At 42.5% G+C, this 19,972-nt stretch carries 21 protein-coding genes and 1 riboswitch; of the genes, 4 read left to right on the top strand and 17 right to left on the bottom strand.

Annotation, left to right across the window (positions count from 1 at the left end):
- Positions 1-72: 72 nt before the first annotated feature.
- Both IGJ12_RS05335 and IGJ12_RS05330 read right to left on the bottom strand, forming a co-directional pair.
- Positions 73-1,455: a RecQ family ATP-dependent DNA helicase gene (locus tag IGJ12_RS05335; RefSeq protein WP_430619437.1), complete on the bottom strand. Its 1,383-nt coding sequence runs from the start codon at positions 1,453-1,455 to the stop codon at positions 73-75.
- Complete coding sequence (locus IGJ12_RS05330; RefSeq protein ID WP_005237094.1) at positions 1,449-2,444, bottom strand: helix-turn-helix domain-containing protein; 996 nt, start codon at positions 2,442-2,444, stop codon at positions 1,449-1,451. Before IGJ12_RS05330 ends, IGJ12_RS05335 begins: the two co-directional genes overlap by 7 nt.
- A gap of 26 nt (positions 2,445-2,470) precedes the next feature.
- Between IGJ12_RS05330 and IGJ12_RS05325 the strand changes: the two genes are divergently transcribed.
- Positions 2,471-2,686 carry a ferredoxin gene (locus tag IGJ12_RS05325; protein ID WP_005237096.1) on the top strand — a complete coding sequence of 72 codons (216 nt, stop codon included), beginning with the start codon at positions 2,471-2,473 and terminating at the stop codon, positions 2,684-2,686.
- 57 nt (positions 2,687-2,743) lie between these two features.
- Here IGJ12_RS05325 and IGJ12_RS05320 read toward each other — a convergent pair whose 3' ends face one another.
- The 14 genes from IGJ12_RS05320 to tuf form a co-directional block, all read right to left on the bottom strand.
- Positions 2,744-3,337: an ECF transporter S component gene (locus IGJ12_RS05320; RefSeq protein ID WP_008381035.1), complete on the bottom strand. Its 594-nt coding sequence runs from the start codon at positions 3,335-3,337 to the stop codon at positions 2,744-2,746.
- A 150-nt stretch (positions 3,338-3,487) separates the two neighbouring features.
- Positions 3,488-3,612: riboswitch (FMN riboswitch) on the bottom strand.
- A 79-nt stretch (positions 3,613-3,691) separates the two neighbouring features.
- Positions 3,692-4,408: a pseudouridine synthase gene (locus IGJ12_RS05315; RefSeq protein ID WP_008381033.1), complete on the bottom strand. Its 717-nt coding sequence runs from the start codon at positions 4,406-4,408 to the stop codon at positions 3,692-3,694.
- 2 nt (positions 4,409-4,410) lie between these two features.
- The gene (gene scpB / locus IGJ12_RS05310) at positions 4,411-4,995 is read right to left on the bottom strand and encodes an SMC-Scp complex subunit ScpB (RefSeq protein WP_005229316.1); all 585 of its coding nucleotides are present in this window, start codon (positions 4,993-4,995) and stop codon (positions 4,411-4,413) included.
- Positions 4,988-5,737: a segregation/condensation protein A gene (locus IGJ12_RS05305; protein WP_008381030.1), complete on the bottom strand. Its 750-nt coding sequence runs from the start codon at positions 5,735-5,737 to the stop codon at positions 4,988-4,990. The genes scpB and IGJ12_RS05305 overlap by 8 nt, the downstream gene beginning before the upstream one ends.
- 14 nt (positions 5,738-5,751) lie before the next feature.
- Positions 5,752-6,642 (bottom strand): site-specific tyrosine recombinase XerD, encoded by an 891-nt coding sequence (gene xerD / locus IGJ12_RS05300; RefSeq protein ID WP_005237104.1) that lies wholly within the window; start codon positions 6,640-6,642, stop codon positions 5,752-5,754.
- A 231-nt stretch (positions 6,643-6,873) separates the two neighbouring features.
- Positions 6,874-7,326 (bottom strand): Fur family transcriptional regulator, encoded by a 453-nt coding sequence (locus tag IGJ12_RS05295; RefSeq protein ID WP_005237105.1) that lies wholly within the window; start codon positions 7,324-7,326, stop codon positions 6,874-6,876.
- 109 nt (positions 7,327-7,435) lie between these two features.
- Positions 7,436-8,299 carry a CvfB family protein gene (locus IGJ12_RS05290; protein ID WP_005237107.1) on the bottom strand — a complete coding sequence of 288 codons (864 nt, stop codon included), beginning with the start codon at positions 8,297-8,299 and terminating at the stop codon, positions 7,436-7,438.
- Positions 8,300-8,333: 34 nt separating this feature from the next.
- Complete coding sequence (locus IGJ12_RS05285; protein ID WP_086316985.1) at positions 8,334-8,651, bottom strand: AzlD domain-containing protein; 318 nt, start codon at positions 8,649-8,651, stop codon at positions 8,334-8,336.
- A complete protein-coding gene (locus IGJ12_RS05280) occupies positions 8,644-9,351 on the bottom strand; it encodes an AzlC family ABC transporter permease (RefSeq protein WP_005237112.1) in 708 nt (235 codons plus the stop codon). Before IGJ12_RS05280 ends, IGJ12_RS05285 begins: the two co-directional genes overlap by 8 nt.
- A gap of 118 nt (positions 9,352-9,469) precedes the next feature.
- On the bottom strand, positions 9,470-11,359 hold the full coding sequence (locus IGJ12_RS05275; protein WP_430619436.1) for a cell division site-positioning protein MapZ family protein: 1,890 nt from the start codon (positions 11,357-11,359) through the stop codon (positions 9,470-9,472).
- Positions 11,360-11,665: 306 nt separating this feature from the next.
- On the bottom strand, positions 11,666-12,772 hold the full coding sequence (rpoD, locus tag IGJ12_RS05270) for an RNA polymerase sigma factor RpoD (RefSeq protein ID WP_005229298.1): 1,107 nt from the start codon (positions 12,770-12,772) through the stop codon (positions 11,666-11,668).
- Between the two features lie 23 nt (positions 12,773-12,795).
- A complete protein-coding gene (gene dnaG, locus IGJ12_RS05265) occupies positions 12,796-14,631 on the bottom strand; it encodes a DNA primase (protein ID WP_430619435.1) in 1,836 nt (611 codons plus the stop codon).
- 157 nt (positions 14,632-14,788) lie between these two features.
- A complete protein-coding gene (locus IGJ12_RS05260) occupies positions 14,789-15,418 on the bottom strand; it encodes a lysozyme family protein (RefSeq protein WP_016621009.1) in 630 nt (209 codons plus the stop codon).
- A gap of 215 nt (positions 15,419-15,633) precedes the next feature.
- The gene (gene tuf, locus IGJ12_RS05255) at positions 15,634-16,821 is read right to left on the bottom strand and encodes an elongation factor Tu (RefSeq protein ID WP_005237121.1); all 1,188 of its coding nucleotides are present in this window, start codon (positions 16,819-16,821) and stop codon (positions 15,634-15,636) included.
- Between the two features lie 244 nt (positions 16,822-17,065).
- Here tuf and IGJ12_RS05250 point away from each other — a divergent pair, with 244 nt between their 5' ends.
- The gene (locus tag IGJ12_RS05250; protein ID WP_005237124.1) at positions 17,066-17,425 is read left to right on the top strand and encodes a YxeA family protein; all 360 of its coding nucleotides are present in this window, start codon (positions 17,066-17,068) and stop codon (positions 17,423-17,425) included.
- Between the two features lie 128 nt (positions 17,426-17,553).
- Here the strand turns inward: IGJ12_RS05250 and IGJ12_RS05245 are convergent, their stop codons facing one another.
- Positions 17,554-18,558 (bottom strand): nucleoid-associated protein, encoded by a 1,005-nt coding sequence (locus IGJ12_RS05245; RefSeq protein ID WP_005237126.1) that lies wholly within the window; start codon positions 18,556-18,558, stop codon positions 17,554-17,556.
- A 162-nt stretch (positions 18,559-18,720) separates the two neighbouring features.
- Between IGJ12_RS05245 and IGJ12_RS05240 the strand changes: the two genes are divergently transcribed.
- Together IGJ12_RS05240 and IGJ12_RS05235 are read left to right on the top strand one after the other, a co-directional pair.
- Complete coding sequence (locus IGJ12_RS05240; protein WP_005237128.1) at positions 18,721-19,566, top strand: aldo/keto reductase; 846 nt, start codon at positions 18,721-18,723, stop codon at positions 19,564-19,566.
- 25 nt (positions 19,567-19,591) lie between these two features.
- Positions 19,592-19,873, top strand: a complete 282-nt coding sequence (locus tag IGJ12_RS05235) for a hypothetical protein (RefSeq protein WP_005237130.1) — start codon at positions 19,592-19,594, stop codon at positions 19,871-19,873.
- The last annotated feature ends 99 nt before the right edge of the window (positions 19,874-19,972 follow it).

The raw sequence follows: 19,972 nt of genomic DNA, 5'->3' as shown, positions 1-19,972 counted from the left end.
TCGTATTCCCTCCTAGTTTCCTTCCGATGTATTATACCATAGGTAAATAAAAACTGTCCTGCAAAATACGATTCAATTTATATCTTTAAAAATTTTTATTAAACGTTCTTGCCAATGAAGGATGACTTTTTTTTCTAAAAGCTCTTCTTCCGCTGCCAATTCGATCCCGTCATTGTCGCAACAATAAGGATTTGCTGGTGCTTCTTCCCCAAAGTGCGCCAATAAAAACTGGCGACGACAGCCGGTAAAATGAATATAAGCCAACATTTTTTGTAATTGTTCTTGCTTTTGCTGTTCGTTTTGTTTTAGCGTTTCCAGCCAAAACGCAGCCCCCAACTCCTTCATCTTCAGCTGCCATTTTTCTTGCAGCGGTGTCAAAGGTCCTTTCATCTTTTCCTGATCCATTCGTTCTAAAGCACGGCGTTCTTCTTTGTTTTCTCGCTGAAAGAAGTAGTGAATCTGCTCATCGTGTTCCTGATAAAGCAAGATCGCACTGCTTTGTTTGCCATCGCGGCCTGCTCGACCGATTTCCTGACTGTAGTTTTCCAGCGAATCAGGCAAGTCATAATGGATCACAAAACGAATATCTTCTTTATTGATCCCCATCCCAAACGCATTGGTTGCGACGAGCAATTTTAGTTTATTCTGAGAAAACTGCTGCTGCAACGTTTTTCTTTGATCGCTCGCTAGACCACCATGATAATAGCCTACCGAATAGCGCTGACGCAGTTTGTTATAGACTTCTTCGACTTTGCTTCTTGTGGAACAATAGATGATCCCAGTCCCGCCTAAGCGGCTGAGATAGTCTGCCAATGCCGCATCTTTGTCTGACGTTTTCTCTACGAACAAGCCGATATTGCTGCGGTTCATCGAATAACGGTAGACATTGGCGTTCTTTGCTAACAACACTTGCCGAATATCTGCTTCGACTTGCGCCGTGGCAGTAGCCGTCAATGCTAATGTGACGGGTGCCTTCAACCGTTTTTTTACTTCACCAAGCTGCAAGTACTCTGGTCGAAAATCAATGCCCCATTGGGAAACACAATGAGCTTCATCCACCACGAGCATAGCGATCTTAGCTCGTTCGAGTTGTTGCAAAATGGCTTCTTGCACGATCATTTCTGGACTTAAAAACAAAAATTTGTACTGCGATAAATGCTGCATCACATAGTGACGATCGGCAAGGTCCAGTTGACTATTAAACGCAATCGCGCGTTTTTCCCCTTGCTTTTGTAGGCCATAGACTTGATCTTCCATTAAAGAAACAAGCGGTGAGATAATGATTACGATGCCATCTATGAGGTACCCTGGCAGCTGATAACAGAGACTTTTGCCATTCCCGGTAGGCAAAATCGCTAACGTATCTTGCTGCGCTAAAACACTTTCGATGACTTCTTTTTGTCCTTGACGAAATGTTTTGAAGCCAAAGTACTGATTCAGTGCGTTTTCTAACATCGAATCCCCCGTTTCTGAGCAATCTGTAACAAACGGATCGTCAAAAAATCAGTCGTAAGAAGCTCCTGTAATTCTTGATAGCTGTTTTTCCAAGAAGTTTCTGGCAGCTTATTCAGCAATGATGTATCAAAGCGCTGATACGGAAATGTCGGATCAAGCAGTGCCCACTCAATCAAATGATCATTAACGGTTCCTCGTTTGATCCTTCTTTTTTCCATGATCTGCTCAACAGAAGCTCCTTGCAAGAACAATGCACGACTTTCCAGCATACTTTGATTCAGATTCCTATTTAGAAAAGGCGACAATCCTTGAAACAGAACCATCTGAGACTCTTTTTCAACCAGGGCTAAAAATTGATGGATCGCAGCTCCTACATAAAGATTGTCCCAAGGCTTACCTTGTACAGATTCTGGCAAAAGTTGGAAAAACGCCTGCCCCAGAAGATCAGGACCAGATAAGGTACCCGCTAAAAAATCTGCGACTTCTGCGGGAAGTTGGGCAAAAACTGCCGAAAGTTCTCGATGAGTGATCTTTTTGATTTCAGGGTATTGATGGATCAGTCGACGCACAGGTTCTGTATATAAAGGCGTGTTCTCAACAGGAATATACTGATTCGTCACCTCTTGATATGCAGCTGCTTGAACCAGCAGTCGGACAAAACGCCACGCCTCCTCCGTCGTTCGTCCATACCGAAAATAATCCGTATGATGCAACAACATTTCTCTTGACTGTTCATAATTTGCAGCGGTCCTTTTGAGCAGCAGACCATCTGAATCTCGACTTAGCATCCCTTGTTGGATCAAGTCAGCGATCGTCTGTTGATACTCCCTCTCATTCAACTGTGGCAACGCTTGAAAAAGACCTAATCGATCATAAAAAAAGGCATAACTCAAGACAGAGCTAGTGCGCTTACCAATGAGAATTTGATAAAGTGTCGATGGACGCAACTTGTCAGTATCAGAAAACAGCGCTAAAATAAAAGAATCCATATCTTCCTCCCAGAAAGGACTAAAAAATGTCACAACGCTGTAAAATTGTTCCTGAGCGCTGCATTGCTTGTGGACTATGTGCGATCTATGCTCCCGAGATCTTCGATTATGATGAAGATGGGATCGTTTTATTTGCCCAAGAACCGAGTGCACGGCAACAGTTTATCATAGAAGAACAACAAGAAAAAGTCAAAACTGCTTATCGCAAATGCCCCACCAGAGCGATCCTTATAGAAAAATAAAAAAGTCGACCTGCCATTAACAGACCTTTCGTCTGCCACAGCAAGTCGGCTCATTTTTTATTTTCCTATAGCAGAATGATGGGGCTGCTTACGAGCCAACCATGGGAGCAGTTTGGCATGTAGTGCTAAAAAGACGGCACTGACGATCGCTCCTTTAACCAAATTGAAGGGTAAAATCCCGATCGCCACATATTGCGGCAAAGACATCCCTAAAAATTGATCGGCTGTGACCCCGAAAAAGCGTAGATAAAGCGGTGTGATCACAAATAGGTTCGCCACACTCATAAAAATCGTTACCGACAAGATACCGCTGATGACACCAACCATTTTGTTTTTGGTGTGGACACCTTTGCGGAAAAAGTAGTACATTGGCAAAGTAAAGGCACATGATGCTAAAAAGCTTGCCGTATCTCCCACCATATCAGCAGGTGAAAAACCAGATAAGAACAAATGCAGGACCGAACGAATGAAGGCAGTCACTACCCCACTCCAAGGACCAAATAAAAACATCATGATCATCACGGGAATATCACTAAAATCGATCTTTAAAAAGCTGAATGCCGGAAAAATTGGAAAAGCGATAAATTGCAAAATTGTTCCCATAGCAGCACACATGGCGATCGTCACCATTTTTCTTGTTTTGTTGTTCATCAGTATAAATCCTCCTAAGTTCAGGATTCCTCTTCAAACGAACCTATTAAATTTCCTCGGCTTTCTTGTCGGCGCCAGACAAAAAATGCCCTCTTTTTTCCACAGGGAAAAAAGAGGGCATTCGAAATAGCCATAAGCAAATCAAATACGCTCTATCTTCTTTATCCAGACTGTACTGTCGGTATCGGAATTTCACCGATTCAGCTATTTCCGAAGAAATAGGTCGTGGACTATAACCACCGGTCGGGAATTGCACCCTGCCCCTGAAGACGAACCTTTATTCTATTTATTACATGTTCTATTATACACAAAATCTAAAAATTAACAATAGTTACGTTTTCAGATACTTTTCAACTATTTTGCACTGTTTTTCAGCTGGCTGACTTCTTTCTTCGACAACTCTCGGTATTCCCCTGGACGAAGACCTTTTAAATCTAACGGACCATAGTTTTCCCGTTTTAGTTTTTGCACAGGCAAACCAACTGCTTTTAGCATGTTTTTGACTTGATGATTGCGACCTTCGTGGATCGTCAATTGCACAATACTAGATTGTGCCGTTTGGTCTGTCGATAAGATTTCAAAGCGAGCAGGCGCGGTCTTACGCCCTTCGATCCGAATTCCTTTTGTCAATGGGAACAGTTGCTTTTTATCCGCAATGCCTTTGACCTTGGCAACATACACTTTTTCGACTTCGTGTTTTGGATGCATCAGTGTCTGTGATAATTCCCCATCATTTGTCAGTAGCAGCAAACCGGAGGTATCATAGTCCAACCGGCCGACTGGATACACCCGTTCAGGGACTTCAGCAAAATAATCCAAAACGACTTTGCGTTTTTTATCATCTGTTACAGCTGAGATCACGCCACGAGGTTTATAGAACAGATAATAGACATGTTGTTCTTGTTCGATCGGAACGCCGTCCACTTCAACGACGTCTTTTGAACCGACTTGGACCCCTAATTCTTTGATTACTTGTCCATTGACTCGCACACGGCCTTCGGTTATCAATCCTTCAGCTTTTCTTCTTGAGGTGATGCCGGCATGGGCAATCACTTTTTGCAAACGTTCCATCTTCATTCTCCTTCTGTTTCTGCTTGTTTGTAGCGGTCGTAAAAAAGATCAAACGGTGCATCTTCTTCAAGTTCATCTTCCATTGATTGGATGTCAGGCAATTCAGCCAAACTTTTTAAGCCAAAATAATCCATAAAGTATTCCGTCGTACCGTATAGGATCGCTCGTCCTGGTCCGTCCACGCGTCCCTTTTCTTCAATCAGCCGCTTTGCCACCAGTTTTTGGACCGAACCGCTGGATTGAACGCCGCGAATCTCTTCTACTTCCATCCGAGTGATCGGTTGCTTATAAGCAATGATCGACAAAGTTTCCAAAGCGGCTTGCGACAATGAACTCCCCATCGGGGATTCGGCGTATTTCTTCAATAAAGGGGCAAATTGCTTTTTAGTGGTTAAAATAAAATGATTGCCAACTTCTAGAATATGCAACGCGGTATGTTCATTTTCTTCATATTGCTGATTTAGTTCCTGCAAATGCTGATAGACACTGGCAGTATTACTTTTGACTAAATAACTCAGTTCTTCAAGTCCGATCCCCTCATCACCGACGACGAATAAGATCGCTTCTAATTCACTATATTTACTCATCTTCTTTACCTGTTGGATAGAGCAGAATCGACGCATAATTGTCTGATTGCTCTACTCGAATCGTTCCTTTTTTCATTAATTCTAACAGTGCCATAAAGGTTACCACAACTTCTGTTTTATTGTAAGAAGTAAAAAACGAATCAAAGCTGCGGCCTTTTTTAGCACTCACATGTTGCATCTCCAACTGAATCGCCGCCATCTTTTCATCGATGGTGCTTTCATCAGGAGAAATCTTGGTTTCTAGTACTTGGCGATTTTTCTTTTTCTCGATCATTTTTTGAAAAGCCAAAAAGAGATCGATCGTGTTGAATTGATTGGCTCTTAATTGATCTTCTTCCTCTTTGTATTCATCGACATCCATCGGATCTTTCGTGTAATACAAACTGCGCTCTTCCGCTTTTTCTGAAAGCTGTTCGGCTGCGTACTTAAATTTTCGGTATTCTAGCAGTTGTGCCACCAGCATATCCCGCGGATCTTCTTCGTACTCTTCGACTTCAGCAATCAACTCTTGTTTAGGCAACAGCATCTGGCTTTTGATCGCCATCAAAGTCGCCGCCATGACTAAATACTCTCCAGCGACTTCTAATTCTAAAATTTTCATGGCATGGATGTACTGCATGTATTGTTCGGTGATGGTAGCAACTGGAATATCATAAACATCGATCTCCAGTTTTTTGATCAAATGAAGCAGCAAATCCAACGGTCCTTCAAAGACAGCTAATTTTATTTTGATTTCTTCCATTCCATCCTCGATTTCTAGGCGCGCGGAAAGTGCTGCTTGTACACTTCCGTCATCCGTTTCTTCGTTATATGCGTGTAAATCTGAGTGGTCGAGATATCTGCGTGCCCTAGCAACTCTTGAACCGTTCGTAGATCTGCCCCGTTTTCTAATAGATGGGTCGCAAAACTATGGCGCAGCGTATGGGGAGTCACATTCTTGGTGATCCCAGCTTGTCGAACCAAGGCTTTTAAATTTTTCCAGATCCCTTGACGAGATAGTTGCGTACCATGGTTGTTTACAAACAGATGGCTTTCATCCGGCGTTTTTCTCGTCAAATACGGACGCGCATCGCTGAGATAGGTTTCGATCCATTGAATCGCTAAGTCCCCTAATGGAACGATCCGTTCTTTGTCGCCTTTTCCGGTTGTTTGCAACAATCCCATACTTAAATGCAGATCGTTTAATTTTAACCCGATCAACTCACTGACGCGCAAGCCCGTCGCATACATCACTTCCAAAATCGCTCGGTCACGGATGCCCAAAACTGCTCGCGTATCCGGTGTTTCGATCAACCGCTCCACTTCTTGTAAACTCAAGGTATCAGGCAGCTTCTGCTGTTTTTTTGGTGAATCAATATGCTGCATTGGATCATGATCGGTAAACCGTTCTTGACGCAAAAATTGGTGGAACCTTCGCAAACTGGAAACCATCCGAATCACGGTTGCCGAGGATTTTCCCGCTTCTTGCAGACTTTGCAAAAAAGACAAAACGATCACTCGGTCGATCTGCTGCCACTGAGTGACTTGTTTTTTTTGTAAAAACGCAAGATACTGTTGCAGATCTCGCTGGTAGCTGGCACGGGTATTTTGGGATAGCCCGCGCTCAATGGTCAAATAATGAAGATAATCAATGATTTGTTCGTTCATGGGCTTCCTCTACTTTCAGCTTTTTTATCATATCAAATTCTGGCTCGTTAAGATAGTAGCTTGCCAATAAAAAAGAGGCATCTACCCGTATCTTTTGCCCAAGGAAACACCCGAATCATAGCAGATTTTTCGGTTTCTTTCAAATCGGAAAAAGAGCACTCTTCCTATTGGAAACCATCTGACTATCATTCGGGTGATAACAAACGTTTATTTAAGATCGCCAAAGTACAATCACTCGGCTTTGCTTTGGCACTTTTGACAGACACCATGAAAGGTCAACCGATGATCCTTTACTAAAAAATGGTACTTTTGTTCAACGATCTCTTCGACACTGCCCAGCAGATCCTCTTCGACTTCTTCAATATTGCCGCATTCCAAACACAACAAGTGATGATGAAAGTGTTTGGCACCTTCTTTACGTAGATCATAGCGAGCGACACCGTCATTAAAGCTGACTTTATCGACAATTTTCAGATCCGTTAAGATCTCCAATGTTCGATAGACGGTTGCCAAGCCAATCTCAGAATTTTTTTTTCGCACAAAAAAGAAAATCTCTTCTGCGGATAAATGGTCTTTCTCATTTTCTAATAAGACCAACAACGTCGCTTCTCGCTGAGGAGTTAATTTAAACCCCGACTCGTGCAATTGTTTCTTGGTCTTTTTTAACGCTGCTGTTGTGTTCATAGTTGCCTCCGTATGCCGTTAATTTATAACGATTCTAATCTGAGTGAAAATCACTCAAGACAAACATTGTAATCATTATAAATTAGAACGATAAAAGAAACAAGTATTCTCAATTAGGTTTTTTGATAAGAATCGTAAAGCCGTCTTTTTGCTCAATCAAACGCTGTTTCATCAAGGTTCCTAATGCCCGTTTAAATTGGCCTTTACTAATACCAAATGTTTGCAAAATCTCTTCTGGGGCTGATTTGTCCGTGAAAGGAATTTTGTTCTCAGGTGCTCGTTCTAAAAAGGTTAGAACCATGGCGGCATCATTTGAGATCGCCTCGTGGGCTCTTGGTTTCAATGAAAGGTTCAAGACACCATCTGGACGAATCCCAATCACTCGCCCTTTGACCACTTCCCCAAGGCGCGGCTCTTGATACCGTTCTGATGGATGGACGAAGCCAATATAAAAATCATCCGTCAGCAAGTAAGTACCCGCTAACTTCAAACGGTACACGCTACCTGTAACATCTAGATTCTTCATTTGCTCCGTACCATTTTTGCTCAATGCCTTAAAAATTTTCTCATCTGCTAATGAAGCCCAAATACGCTCTTTGTCATCGACCCGCAAGCTGACCATCAAACGGTCGCCTTTTTTGGGCCAAAGTTCCCGCATTGTTGGCAATTCATCTAATGAAACCACCATATCTTTGTCTTTCAAACCGATATCAACGAAAACGCCTAAGTCGCGACGGCTTCCTGTGACTGTACCAAAGGCATAATGCCCTTTGCGGCTTTTCGGAATATTCGTAGTGAGCACATTTTCTTGCTTTTGATTTTGATAGCCAAACCCTTCGACGGCTTCACCTAAATGATGTTCGCCTTCTTCCTTGGCTAGTCGGAAGGTAACCCCGCCTTTTTGAACAAAATAATTCTGTTCGTTTTCATCAATGATCAATCCGCTGAATACGGATGCTAATAAGTCTTTCATCTATTCTCTCCTTTTTCTTTAAAACTGCTCGTTCCTATAAAAAGAAACGCAACAGCGCCATAGCAATAACGCCTGTGATAACGATTTTCATCAAATCTTTGGTATAATACCCCACCAATAATGCCGGGATACAGGCAATGGTTTCTTTAACTTTCAAAATGGGGAATTGACCTTCACGAAAGGTCAGTAAATTTTGCACCAACAATGCCGCCAAAATACACAACGGTAAATAACTCAAAAAAACGGTGAAAGGTTCCGGGAAGACGAGCTTCTTAGAAAATAAAAAAGGAACGATCCGCGGAAGCCAAGTAACCAATCCACATACTAGCATCAGTATAACAAAATTAGTCATGGTGTGTCACCGTCCCAACCAAACATCCTGCCAGTGTCGCCGCAATTACCGCAATCTCTGCGGTCGAAAAACGCATAAATAAAATCAAGGTCACCACAACTGTCCCTAGTATCAAGAGCGTTTGCTGGGTTTTCTTCTTAAGCGGTCGCTCTACTTGAAATAAAAAAAGACCAACAAACATAGCTACTAAGGCAAAATCTAAGCCTAACGCTTCTGGATCTGGAATAAAGGAACCCAATAAACCACCCAAAAACGTCGCAAAAATCCAACTCAAATAAGCCATTACGTTCAACCCGTGGGTCCATTTCGCTGTGACTGGTTTGTCTTGTTGCAGTGCCGTCGTCAAAACGCCATAGGATTCATCAGTCAAAAGTGTCCCGATACCAATGGCAGAAAGCAACGGTGTCTTTTTAAAATAGGAAGCTACTGACAAACTCATTAAAAAGTGTCGTAAATTCACTAAAAAAACTGTTGCGACGATTGTCATGAAAGGTGCTTGAATCGCTAGTAAGGCGCAAATGATAAATTGAGCACTGCCAGCATAGACAATAATAGACATTAAAATAATTTCTAGAATAGACAACCCAACGCCTTTTCCCACAACCCCCATTGCAAAACCAATGCCCAGGTACCCAAGAATCGTTGGTACACAAGCAATGACCCCGTCTTCAAACCGATCATATCTCTCAATTTTCTGCACAAAAACCCCTCCTTGTTTGAACGATTATCTCTCATCATATCGAAAACAAGGAGGGGAAACAAGTATTTTTCACATGTGCATGTAATAACTCTGAAAATTTTCTAGTGACTCAGGGGACTTAGCGAACGGTGTGATCGTTCCCATTGCCTCTGAAATAGCCAGTTTTGGCGTTTACCGTAAATAAGTATAGCGGGAACGCTGAATCATCCGTTCCTTTAAGCAAGCTGCCTTGGGCATTTGTCGCATAAAAATTGTAATAGCCTTCACCATTGACGATTCGTACACGTTCAAAAGTATAGCCGCCTTCTACCACATAACCGCGAGCAATCGCTGTGGCGATGATTTTTTTTTGGACACCATCTGCCCAAACCCAGGCGCTATTGTTTACATCATTCAAATCACTTTGGCGGGCTGGAATAATTGGCTGATTGTTTGTATTTGTTGGTGTATTCGGCGAAAGCACATACTCTTCTTCAGAAGTACTTTGCGCGGGCGTCGCAGCGCTTGTAGATCCGCTGCTCGAAGCGGAAGCGTTGTTCTCGGAAGCCGCCGCTTGTGCTGCTTCTTGGGCAGCTTGTTGTTGCGCCGCTGCTTGTTGGGTAGCTGTTTCACGCTTCGTCAAGGCAGTATCGACTTTACGTAGTTCCGTCGTAAGACTTTCAACCAGTGAATCGATTGGCAAAGCTTGGATTTTTTTCATCAAGGCATTGTAGTTCTCACGAGAGACACTCGCCGGTGCTTCACCGTCACCACTTAAAGCCACCATGCTCTTCACTGCATTTTGAACTTCCTCGATCGCGCTGAACTCTTTTTGTCCCATGTCGATGGCTTGATTGATCAACTCATCAAAGGCATCCCCGTTCTCACGCTTCGCCATTGTGACAGCAGTCGCTTCTTTCAACGAGACTTCTTCCAACTGATCCTCCACAACTGCAGGACTGCTGAAATAGCTATTGATCTCTGTCAAAGCTGCTAATTTGTCAGCAATTGTCTCTGCTTCTTGTGACAAGATATCGTATCGTTCGTGGTCTTGAAAATCTGCCAACTGATTCGTCACAGCCGTCAGCTGTTCTGCTGTTTTGTCGCTTTTAATGAACACTCGCTCATCATTTGTATAAAAATCATTCAACTTATTTTCGATCTGATCTAACGTACGGTTCTCTTGCGCCTGTTGCGTTTGTCGGGCAGTTTCTTGTTGCTGCTGTTGATAGTAATAAGCCCAACCACCACCCGCTGCCACTAACAAACAAGCCGCTGTAATATAGAGTGCTTTGCGAGGGCTCTTCTTGCTTTCACTGGAAGAAGACGTTTCTTCTTCAGCAGTCGCCTTTTGTGGCGTTTCATCCGCTGCGGTGATTGGTTCAGGAATTGGATCGATGACTGGTTCTGGCTGCTTCTCAGCTTCTTCAATAACTGGCTCCGTCACCACTTCCTCCTCGCTTGACGGCAGAGGTTCCTCGCTGGCTTGCATCTGACTTTCCTCTTCAGCAGAGGAAAGATCAATGGCGGTTTCTTCTGCTTCTAGAGCAGCTGCTGCCTTTGCTTCTTCATCAAGTTTGTGCTGTCGGATATAAGCGGCCAAAATCTCAGAGTCATGCTGTTCATCCGTACTCAGTGCATCGGTCTCATTAACTTCTTCACTGGCTGAAATTGTGTGTTCTTCTGTAGACTCAGAGTTTTCCACTGTTTTTGGTTCTTGTTTAGACTCTGATTCAAGTGGTGTTTTTTGCTCATCAGAAAAAGCCTCTTGCTGTGCAAGGTCGATCGTTTCTTCATTCGAGGATGGCCGATCGCCTAAGTGCTCCTCCATTTTTCCAATCGGAACATTTTTAAAGTCAGACCAGCGAATATCATCGTTTTTGTTTTGTAGCTCTTCTGGCGTAACGGAAGAGTCAGATGATGGTTCCTGTTCATTCTCCTTTGCTTGGTTCCATTGAAACCCGCAATTGGGACAAACGGGTGTTTCTTCTATTGCTTGAAATCCACATTCAGGACATGTCTTCTTCATTGATTCAAACTGACTCCTTTTTTTTTTGCATTTCCTTCTATGAAGCAGTACCCTACCAGATCAAACGCTTGACGCGCCCACTGCTTCCTATTTCAAAGACCGACAAATAATGGGTCTTTTTTCGCATTTTTTTTATTACTCAATTGTGCAGATGCACAAAATTAAATTTATCACATTCTAGGCAATTAGCCAACACTTGCTTGGTTACGTTTTTATTAAGTTCTTTACTTATCCTATGGAGAGATGACAAAACCTGAACAAAAAAGACTTTCCAAAGGGGACCTTTGGAAAGTCAATAAACCTTAATTATTCTAAGAAATCTTTCAATTGTTTTGAACGAGATGGGTGGCGTAGTTTCCGTAACGCTTTTGCTTCAATCTGACGAATCCGTTCTCTGGTTACCCCAAAGACTTTGCCGACTTCTTCTAAGGTCCGAGTACGGCCATCATCGATTCCGAAACGCAAGCGTAGCACATTTTCTTCACGGTCAGTTAACGTATCCAATACATCTTCTAATTGCTCTTTCAAAAGCTCATAAGCCGCATGCTCTGCCGGACTTGTAGCATCTTGGTCCTCAATAAAATCACCTAGATGAGAATCATCTTCTTCACCGATTGGTGTTTCTAATGAAACGGGCTCTTGAGCGATCTTCAAGATTTCACGAACTTTTTCCGTTGGCAAATCCATTTCTGCGCCGATTTCTTCTGGTGTCGGTTCGCGTCCTAAGTCTTGCAATAATTGCCGTTGGATACGAATCAATTTGTTGATGGTTTCCACCATATGCACTGGGATCCGAATGGTTCGAGCTTGGTCAGCGATGGCACGAGTGATCGCTTGACGGATCCACCAGGTCGCATAGGTCGAGAATTTAAACCCTTTGCGATAATCAAATTTCTCAACGGCTTTCATCAAGCCCATGTTTCCTTCTTGGATCAAATCAAGAAATTGCATTCCCCGACCCACATAACGTTTGGCGATGCTGACTACCAAACGTAAGTTGGCTTCTGCCAAACGCTGTTTCGCTTCTTGGTCGCCTTCTTCGATTTTCAGAGCGAGAGCCACTTCTTCTTCTGCGGTCAAAAGCGGTACCCGACCGATCTCTTTCAAGTACATCCGCACAGGGTCATTGATTTTCACACCAGTCGGTGCAGACAAATCTTCTTGAGGTTGGGTTTCTTGTCGTTTTTCATTACTCTTTAAACTATGGACTGAAGGCTCTCCATTTTCATCCACGACACTGATGCCGGAATCCTCCAGTTTTTGAATTAGTTTGTCCATTGCATCAGCATCCAAAGTATAAGGCGTTGCTAAACGATTGGTAATGTCATCGTAAACAACTTGCCCCTTTGTTTTGTTTTCTCGGATGTATTCGGCAACTGCTTTGTCATACGTTTTTTTTGTTTCTTCTGCCATGAAAGAAAGCCCCTTTCAGTTCGCTATTTAGCTTGTTTCAACCGTTTGGTCAAATCAATGATTTCGATTGCAAGTTCAAGTTCTAATTGCTGGTTTCCTATTTGTCTTGCTTCTTGCTGCTGGATTCGTTTTTGATTGATTTCTTCAGCAATGCCCGACTTTTGAAAGACCTGCAGAATGTCCTGAAATTCTTGTTCAGTCCCTTCCTCAGAAGCTTTAAGATCTGCAATATCGATCACCATTTTTTTCATTGAATCTTCTTTTAAAAAATCTAAGAACTTTGCTAAAACAAAGTGTTCTTCTGTTTCCATATACGCATCAAACAGCAGATACAGTTGTTGATAACGATCATGGATAAAGGATATACCACTCGCTCGAAAGCGATGGTTTAACGTACTGTCATGAAACAAACGGTACAATAATAATTCTTGCGCTTTTTCCACCTGTGTTTTGGGCTGCTGCCGTGTAGGCGGCGTAAAGACCACAGGGGTGTCTGTTGGCGGCGGTGGCGCTACATCTTGCATCGTCCGTTGCTCTTGCCGGTTTTGCTTGAGCTGCTGCTGCAAGGTCTCACGACTCAAAGTGAACTCTGTAGACAACTGAGTCAAATAGCGGTCTTGCTCCAACAAAGAATCCACACGCTGCAATTCATTTAAAACAACTTGGACATAATCCAGTTGCTCCTTCTCATTGGCTAAATTGCGATTCATCCGATGATAATCCATCTTGAAGGCAAAAACGGTTTCTTTGCCGTGGACAGCTAGTTTATAAAAAGCTTCTGTCCCATATTTGCGCAAATACTCATCTGGGTCCATCCGTTCCGGCACTCGCACCACAGATAATTTCAAACGACTATTGTTTTGCAGAAGCTCGATCCCGCGGTTTGTCGCTTCAACCCCTGCACTATCTCCATCGTAACAAAGAATCACTTCTTGTGCCACTCGCTCGATATGGGCGATCTGCTGATTGGTCAAGCTGGTCCCCATTGAGGCGATCCCATTTTCGATTCCTGCCTGCCAAGCGGCGATCACGTCCATAAATCCTTCAAATAAATACACTTGGCCATCTTTGCGCATCGCACGGCGTGCTTTGTCAAAGTTGAACAGAACCTCGCGCTTGTTGAAAAGGATCGTTTCTGGACTATTTAAATATTTCGGCTGGTCTTGATCACCAACTTTTTCGCTTGCTAGCCAACGACCAGAAAAACCAATTGTTTTTCCTTGAGGATTACGGATCGGAAACATGATTCGTTGGTAAAAGCGGTCTGCCAATGAGCCATCGTTTCGTTGAACAAAGAGCCCTGTATCAGGAAAAAATTCAGCTTTGGCTTGTTCATTCAAAAAGACTTTCTCCAAAAACGAGCGTTCATTCGGCGCAAAACCAATATTGAATTCTTCGATCAATGCCATCGTCAATCCGCGATCCAATAAATAATCAAGCGCTTCTTGGCCAGCAGCCGTATTCACCAACATGTGATGATAGACCTCGGCGGCTTTTTCATGCAGCGCAATCAATTGACTCGTTTGTGAGGTCGCTTCATTGATGCCTTCTGATTGCTGGTATTGCGGATCAAGAGGAATATCGTTCATTTCTGCTACTTTGACGACTGCTTCAGGAAAACTGATGCCTTCAAGCTCTTGCAAAAAACCGTAAACATTGCCCCCACGACCGCAACCAAAACAATGAAAAATTTGTTTGTCTTCTGCAACGGAAAAAGAAGGTGATTTCTCATTATGGAAGGGACACAAACCAAAATAATTCTTTCCAGATTTCTTTAACTGGACATACTGTCCCACGATATCAACAATATTGCTACGTTCGCGAATGTCGTCAATGATCGTTTGAGGAATTCGTGCCATCCACTCACCTCCATTTGGTAAGTATTCATCGTTTACTAGGTAAAAAAACGCACTAATAGGTATCAGTGCGAAGAATAATTAGACGGAATCACTCATAATGATTTTACCATATTCTATTTGTATTTCAAGCTTTTTTACTTCAGTTATTTTGTGACGATCAGGAAAAGAACCCTGCCGTAACATCGATTTTCCATCGGTTCAATTTTATTAGATCCGCATAGAACATGTTGCCGCCATTGTGATACAAATGACCGCCATTATAAAAGACCGATTGGATGCCCCAATAACGATAGGTCTGTTCTGTATCATTGCCTAATAACGGGGATAAAACCTCTCTGGAATATGTTTCTGCTAATTCTAAGGTGTTCACGCCACCCCGTTCAGCGACATAATCAATATAATCTGTACCAAAATTATAAGCCTGGACTGCGGTCCAAAGATCACAGTTCATTTGCTCTGCTTTTTCGATCAACTCGGCTAAATAAGAAACCCCTTGTTCGATGCTTTGTTCTGGCGTATCAAATTGGTTTTGTTTTCCATATACACTTTCAGAACTTTGCATCGGATCATTGCCTTGTCCTTTTGACTCCGTCAGCATGATACTCATTGCTAAAGACTGATATTCAGAGATGTCGTGGGCTTGTGTCTGCTGTGCGATTTCCGCTTCATACGCATAGACAGCTTTCAATGCCGTGTAGTTTCGATAGCCCCAAACCCCTGCTCCAATCAGCAGCAGCAAGAGCGCAAACTTCAGTACAAATCCTAGGAAACGTCGAATTTTTCTCATCAAATACATCCCATCTTTTCTAAGTCAGAATCTATCGTACTATGAAATGAACAGGCTGACTAGAATTTTTTCTCTCCTAAAAAATCCTTAATAAAATCACAAGATTATTTAGAAAAAAACAAGCAATCCTAAGCTGATGGAGGGATTGTTGCTGGTTTGACATGAAAAAGGAAACAGTGCTCCTTCAGATAATGGAAGCACTGTTTCACTGATTTTTATTTTTCGATCGTGGTCACGATACCAGAACCAACTGTTCGTCCACCTTCACGAATGGAGAAAGTCGTTCCATTTTCCACAGCGATTGGATGGATCAATTCCACATCGATCGTTACGTTGTCACCAGGCATAACCATTTCCGTTCCTTCTGGTAAAACGATATTCCCAGTTACGTCCGTTGTACGGAAGTAAAATTGTGGGCGATAGTTATTAAAGAATGGGGTATGGCGACCGCCTTCTTCCTTTGTCAACACATAGACTTCTGCTTGGAATTTCGTATGTGGTGTGATGGAACCTGGTTTTGCTAACACTTGGCCCCGTTCAATTTCATCCCGGGTGATTCCCCGTAATAATACCCCTACGTTATCACCAGCTTCCCCAAAGTCCATCGTCTTACGGAACATTTCTACTCCTGTCACGACTGCTTTTTGTGTTTCAGGTTTGATTCCGACGATTTCTACTTCATCACCGACTTTTACTGTTCCGCGATCGATCCGACCGGAAGCAACGGTTCCCCGTCCAGTAATTGAAAAGACATCTTCGATCGGCAATAATAATGGTTTATCAGTGTCTCGTTCAGGTGTTGGGATATATTCATCTACCGTATCCATCAGCGTTAAGATCGCTGCTTCAGCCTCTGGGTCACCTTCCAAGGCTTTTAAGGCAGAGCCTTTGATCACAGGAATGTCATCACCTGGAAAATCATATTCAGTCAGCAATTCTCTGACTTCCATTTCAACTAAATCGATCAACTCATCATCATCGACAAGGTCTGTTTTATTTAAAAAGACGATCAAATGTTTCACACCCACTTGACGAGAAAGCAAAATATGTTCACGGGTTTGCGGCATTGGGCCATCTGTCGCTGATACGACCAAGATTGCGCCGTCCATTTGGGCAGCCCCTGTAATCATATTTTTCACGTAATCCGCGTGTCCTGGTGCATCGATATGGGCATAGTGCCGTTTTTCTGTTTCGTATTCTACATGGGCAGTATTGATGGTGATACCACGTTCGCGTTCCTCAGGAGCCGCGTCGATACTTGCGTAATCTTGCGGATTGGCAAGTCCTTTTTTCCCAAGAACTGTGGTAATAGCAGCAGTCAAGGTTGTTTTCCCATGGTCGACGTGTCCTATCGTTCCGATATTAACATGGGGTTTGCTACGATCATAATGTTGTTTTGCCATATTGTTTCCCTCCTAGAGAAAGTTGAGTCGTTCTTTGACTCGAATCATATTTTGCGATTTACGCTTCCAAATTCATAAGTATCAACTTATTTTTTGTAAGTTTAAATCTACTCTTATTATAGGTCAAAATTAGTCAAAGTCAAGTGAGATGTCTCGTCTGCTAATCCCTAAGAATTTCTTTGCTTTTTTCGATCTATTGGACGTAGGACAATTTTTATGAATAATAGAAGATGAGGTGAGAAATGTGAAAAAAATCATTGCAGCGCTGGTTTTTGCAGCAATTTTCCTTGGTGGCTGTTTTGCTACTTATCATTATTACTATGGTGGAAGTGACTACTATACAGTCATCAGGGATGCCGGCGAGCACGACACGGAAATTAGTGATAACGGAGTTGCCGAAGATGTCTACCGTTACACACAAGACGCTTACAGTTCCTCTGGAGAAGTCAAAACGGTCAAAATGAATGAGCACCGTTCCGCGCCTTTAAGAGAAGGTGCCTATTTGAAATTATTGGTCAATCCTAATAAAGGTGTTCTGAGCTGGGAAGAAGTTTCTGAAGAAGACGTTCCCAAAGCCGCCCTTGAGAAACTGACCGATCAATAATTGCTGATATTGATCAAAGATATCCAGAAAAAAAGCAGAGACTCCTCATTACTTAAAGAGGAATCTCTGCTTTTTTGTGCTCGTTCTATGTTGTTAGCTCCGCATCATCCACACATAAGACCTTTGTCCTACATCCGATTAATTACTTCTTCTACATTTTTGATCGTTACAGAAATCGTTCCGTCTGGATTATTGATAAATTCGATCAAATTTGGATCTCGGTAAACATCCAAAGGAACGATCAATTCGATCCCGTTAGATAATTTTAGTTTTTGTTTCCCGAATTTTTTCTCTGAGATCTCACGGACATCCCGCATCATTGGTGCCTGATTGACAAATCCTTTTTCAGCCACTTCTTCTTGAAAAGAAAGCTGAGCGGTAATATTGTCTTTAAAGACTTTTTGCGCCACTTCACTGACATCAATGTGTCCTGACTCTTCGATCGTGTCGTAAACCGCTTCTTTTAAATCGGCAACAACGTTATAGGTAGGTGTTTCAAATTTCTGACCAATTTTTTCCGCTACTTTTTTGATGACTTTGACGTTTTCTTCTAACGAGGGAATCGGTTCGGCATCAATGACTTTCGTTGAAAAGTAGGCATATTTTTCACCTGAAAAGCTATATTTCTTTTCAATCAGTTCAAAGTCTAAGCTCTCCACATCAATTGTGATCCCTTCATCGGCCTTTTGAGTTTTACCTGCTAGTAAGGCACGATGCAAAATTAAATTGTTTTCGATCCCAGCTTCCCCATTATCAATAAAGTGCGTATAGCCGTCTTGATAGTTGACCTTCAAAAACGCCAACTGCATTCTTGTATCAAATTCATACAAGACCACAAAGGCATCCGCACTTGGTGCATCTTCACTTTCCTTGTACGCTTCATACCACCGTTGGACGATCGCTTCACTGGCTGCGACAAAGTCTTCGGGTGCTTGTTTGACCAGTTGAGCGATCATTGATGTTTCGAGTAAACGCCCTGTTTTGGTTTGCGGTGTTGCAAGTTTCTGTATTTTTTTCGTCAAATAATCGCGGATGTATTCCGTGGTCAAATCGAGTTCAACTTGAGAAAAAACCGGATCACCAGTTTGACGGTCAATAATGTGTAATATCGCATGTTTCAAATAAATATCCATTAGTTACGCTCCTTATCCATTTGTCTAGTGTACAAAAAAAATAGGCGAACTGACAAGAGCCAAACGTCATTTTTCTTATTGGCCACTTCCTTTTTGAAAGATGCATTCATTGGAAAATCCGTCCTCGTCTGCTAAACTAAAGGTATCACAGAAAACGGAGGAATGAACATGAACAGCTATACGTTATCAAACAATGTAACCATCCCTGAGTTAGGTTTTGGCACATGGCAAACACCAGACGGCGACGTTGCCGTAGCATCAGTCAAAAAAGCACTGGAAGTAGGTTACCGCCATATTGATACAGCCCAAGGCTATAAAAATGAAGCCAGTGTTGGTCAAGCGATCAAAGAAAGCGGCATTCCCCGCGAAGAACTCTTTTTGACTACAAAATTGTGGAATGCGAACCATTCCTATGATCTTGTGATGTCTTCTTTTGAAGAGTCCTTAGAGAAACTACAAACAGACTATATCGATCTTTTCTTAATCCATTGGCCAAACCCAGTAGCCTTTCGCGACACCTGGCAAACAGCGAATGCAGAAACATGGCGCGCTTTTGAAGAATTGTATCAAGCAGGCAAAATCAAAGCGATCGGGGTCAGCAACTTCTTGCCTCATCATTTTGAAGAATTGAAAAAAACAGCGACCATCTTCCCAATGGTCAATCAGATTTTCCTTGCACCTGGCGAGTTACAAGAAGAAGTGGTGACTTATTGCCAAGAACACGATGTATTGCTTGAAGCATACAGCCCATTAGGTACCGGGAAGATATTTGATGTACCAGAAATGAAAGCATTAGCTGAAAAGCATCAAAAATCAATCGCTCAAGTTGCATTACGCTGGTCTTTACAACATGGTTTCTTGCCATTACCAAAATCAGTCACACCAAGTCGGATCGAAGAAAACATCCATGTCTTTGATTTTGAGCTATCTGAAGAAGACATGAATACGATCGATCAATTAGATGGCGTCGTTGGGAAAGCGACCAATCCAGATACGACAGGGTTTTAATTTTACTCTCTATAAGGAGAAGCCTATGAAGACAACTGATTTGATTCACCTCTCCCCTGCTGTTCAAAAAGCCTTACATGCTGATTTTGTTTTTCTTGTATGGCCAGGCAAAGTCCAACATTTTCCGGCGCGTCAATGGTCGTCTAGCGACTATCAGCAGATGCTGGCTGAGAAACTCACTGGGGAAGTACGCTTTTTTCTTTGGGAAAACTACTTAGTCGCCACTGGAGACAAGGAGCTTTTGATCCTAATGCCTAAGTACCATCAAATCAATGATCTAGTAGAAACGCCAACGCCGCTTCTTTAGCAGCGCTGGCGTTTTTTCAGGAAATATATAATTTTTTTTGTATTTTTTCATGAGAATGACTGTTCTTTTCTGCAAATTTTCCTTATAATCGATAGTGAT

Source organism: Enterococcus sp. DIV0802b (assembly GCF_050543535.1).
In the GTDB taxonomy this organism is placed as follows: domain Bacteria; phylum Bacillota; class Bacilli; order Lactobacillales; family Enterococcaceae; genus Enterococcus_D; species Enterococcus_D entomosocium.
This window is presented reverse-complemented; position numbering and strand designations above follow the sequence as displayed.

What these genes read in the sequence shown, in the direction of transcription:
- IGJ12_RS05335 (WP_430619437.1), bottom strand. Translation starts at nt 1,455, where the DNA reads ATGTTAGAAAACGCACTGAATCAGTACTTTGGCTTCAAAACATTTCGT.
- IGJ12_RS05330 (WP_005237094.1), bottom strand. Translation starts at nt 2,444, where the DNA reads ATGGATTCTTTTATTTTAGCGCTGTTTTCTGATACTGACAAGTTGCGT.
- IGJ12_RS05325 (WP_005237096.1), top strand. Translation starts at nt 2,471, where the DNA reads ATGTCACAACGCTGTAAAATTGTTCCTGAGCGCTGCATTGCTTGTGGA.
- IGJ12_RS05320 (WP_008381035.1), bottom strand. Translation starts at nt 3,337, where the DNA reads ATGAACAACAAAACAAGAAAAATGGTGACGATCGCCATGTGTGCTGCT.
- IGJ12_RS05315 (WP_008381033.1), bottom strand. Translation starts at nt 4,408, where the DNA reads ATGGAACGTTTGCAAAAAGTGATTGCCCATGCCGGCATCACCTCAAGA.
- scpB (WP_005229316.1), bottom strand. Translation starts at nt 4,995, where the DNA reads ATGAGTAAATATAGTGAATTAGAAGCGATCTTATTCGTCGTCGGTGAT.
- IGJ12_RS05305 (WP_008381030.1), bottom strand. Translation starts at nt 5,737, where the DNA reads ATGGAAGAAATCAAAATAAAATTAGCTGTCTTTGAAGGACCGTTGGAT.
- xerD (WP_005237104.1), bottom strand. Translation starts at nt 6,642, where the DNA reads ATGAACGAACAAATCATTGATTATCTTCATTATTTGACCATTGAGCGC.
- IGJ12_RS05295 (WP_005237105.1), bottom strand. Translation starts at nt 7,326, where the DNA reads ATGAACACAACAGCAGCGTTAAAAAAGACCAAGAAACAATTGCACGAG.
- IGJ12_RS05290 (WP_005237107.1), bottom strand. Translation starts at nt 8,299, where the DNA reads ATGAAAGACTTATTAGCATCCGTATTCAGCGGATTGATCATTGATGAA.
- IGJ12_RS05285 (WP_086316985.1), bottom strand. Translation starts at nt 8,651, where the DNA reads ATGACTAATTTTGTTATACTGATGCTAGTATGTGGATTGGTTACTTGG.
- IGJ12_RS05275 (WP_430619436.1), bottom strand. Translation starts at nt 11,359, where the DNA reads ATGAAGAAGACATGTCCTGAATGTGGATTTCAAGCAATAGAAGAAACA.
- rpoD (WP_005229298.1), bottom strand. Translation starts at nt 12,772, where the DNA reads ATGGCAGAAGAAACAAAAAAAACGTATGACAAAGCAGTTGCCGAATAC.
- dnaG (WP_430619435.1), bottom strand. Translation starts at nt 14,631, where the DNA reads ATGGCACGAATTCCTCAAACGATCATTGACGACATTCGCGAACGTAGC.
- IGJ12_RS05260 (WP_016621009.1), bottom strand. Translation starts at nt 15,418, where the DNA reads ATGAGAAAAATTCGACGTTTCCTAGGATTTGTACTGAAGTTTGCGCTC.
- tuf (WP_005237121.1), bottom strand. Translation starts at nt 16,821, where the DNA reads ATGGCAAAACAACATTATGATCGTAGCAAACCCCATGTTAATATCGGA.
- IGJ12_RS05245 (WP_005237126.1), bottom strand. Translation starts at nt 18,558, where the DNA reads ATGGATATTTATTTGAAACATGCGATATTACACATTATTGACCGTCAA.
- IGJ12_RS05240 (WP_005237128.1), top strand. Translation starts at nt 18,721, where the DNA reads ATGAACATGAACAGCTATACGTTATCAAACAATGTAACCATCCCTGAG.
- IGJ12_RS05235 (WP_005237130.1), top strand. Translation starts at nt 19,592, where the DNA reads ATGAAGACAACTGATTTGATTCACCTCTCCCCTGCTGTTCAAAAAGCC.